The following is a 1,394-nucleotide window of genomic DNA, read 5'->3' as shown; positions in this document are numbered from 1 at the left end:
ACCTCCCCCATCGAGGGGGAGGTAAAGAGGGCATAGCAACTCGGCTGGCTGCTGTCAGCCTTCCCCATGCAATCGGCATGTTTACCGACGATTTCCAAAAATATTCCGCTGCCTGTCGGGTCGAAGCGGGGCTATCCGTCCTTGGATCACAGATTTCCACAAACCGAACGCAGCGCTGAAGCGACCAACGCTCAGGCAGAGGACTATTGGCTGAACGACCATGAAGACGGCATCGACATTCCTGCAGATCCTCGCGCTCAGCGCCTGTTTCGCGGCGCAGGCTCATGGCACGTTCACGATGCCTGGCGTTAGACAGGCGCTGCGGACGATGGCTGGTTCCAGCGGCCAAGGCGTACTGCCAATCAGCGCTTCAGTCGAAATCGCAAATTGTCTCTGGAGCTAAGCCGCCAGCCCACCTGCCTGCGTCAGCAAAAACGCCTCGCCGCAGGCTTTCGCCAGATTGCGCACCCGCAAGATGTAGCTCTGCCGCTCGGTGACGGAAATCACGCCGCGCGCGTCGAGCAGGTTGAAAACGTGGCTGGCCTTGATGCACTGGTCGTAGGCGGGGAATACCATCCGGTGGTTCCCCTCCCCCTTGAGGGGGGAGAAAGGCGCGCCGGCTTCGAGCAACGCCTTGCACTCGGCTTCGGCGTCCTCGAAATGCCGAAGCAGCATCGCGGTGTTGGCGAATTCGAAATTGTGCCGCGAATATTCCTGCTCGGCCTGTAGGAAGACGTCGCCATAGGTCACCTTGTCGGCGCCGTCGCGGCCGTTGAAGTTGAGGTCGTAGACATTGTCGACGCCCTGTACATACATGGCCAGCCGTTCCAGCCCGTAGGTAAGCTCGCCCGCCACCGGCGCGCATTCGATGCCGCAAACCTGTTGGAAATAGGTGAACTGTGACACTTCCATGCCGTCGCACCAGCACTCCCAGCCCAGCCCCCAGGCGCCGAGCGTCGGGCTTTCCCAGTCGTCCTCGACGAAGCGGATGTCATGCAGAAGCGGATCGACGCCGATCGCCGCCAGCGAGCCGAGATAAAGCTCCTGCAGATTAGGCGGGTTCGGCTTCAGGATCACCTGGTATTGGTAATAGTGCTGCAGCCGGTTCGGGTTCTCGCCGTAGCGCCCGTCCTTGGGCCGGCGCGAAGGCTGCACATAGGCCGCGTTCCAGCGCTTTGGCCCGAGCGCGCGCAGTGTCGTCGCCGGGTGGAACGTGCCAGCGCCGACTTCCATGTCATAGGGCTGGAGAACGACGCAGCCATAGTCGGCCCAGTAGTTATGCAAGGTCAGGATCAGCCCCTGGAACGACCGGCTGGGATGCATATGGGCTGGGATATCAACGGTCACGGCGGCCTCGACGGAGCGGCGGGATGCGGCACCTGTTGGATGAGACC

General features: G+C 61.8%; 1 protein-coding gene. It reads right to left on the bottom strand.

Annotated features, from left to right (window positions below; all coding sequences use genetic code 11):
- Positions 1-399 precede the first annotated feature (399 nt).
- Positions 400-1,347, bottom strand: coding sequence for a glycine--tRNA ligase subunit alpha (locus EOA85_RS35325; protein WP_065006193.1), 948 nt, complete (start codon positions 1,345-1,347; stop codon positions 400-402).
- Positions 1,348-1,394: the final 47 nt, after the last annotated feature.

Source organism: Mesorhizobium sp. M5C.F.Ca.IN.020.29.1.1, from assembly GCF_003997375.1.
GTDB classification, from domain to species: domain Bacteria; phylum Pseudomonadota; class Alphaproteobacteria; order Rhizobiales; family Rhizobiaceae; genus Mesorhizobium; species Mesorhizobium wenxiniae.
Note: the sequence above shows the minus strand (reverse complement) of the source record. Positions and strands in the feature narration are given on the sequence as shown.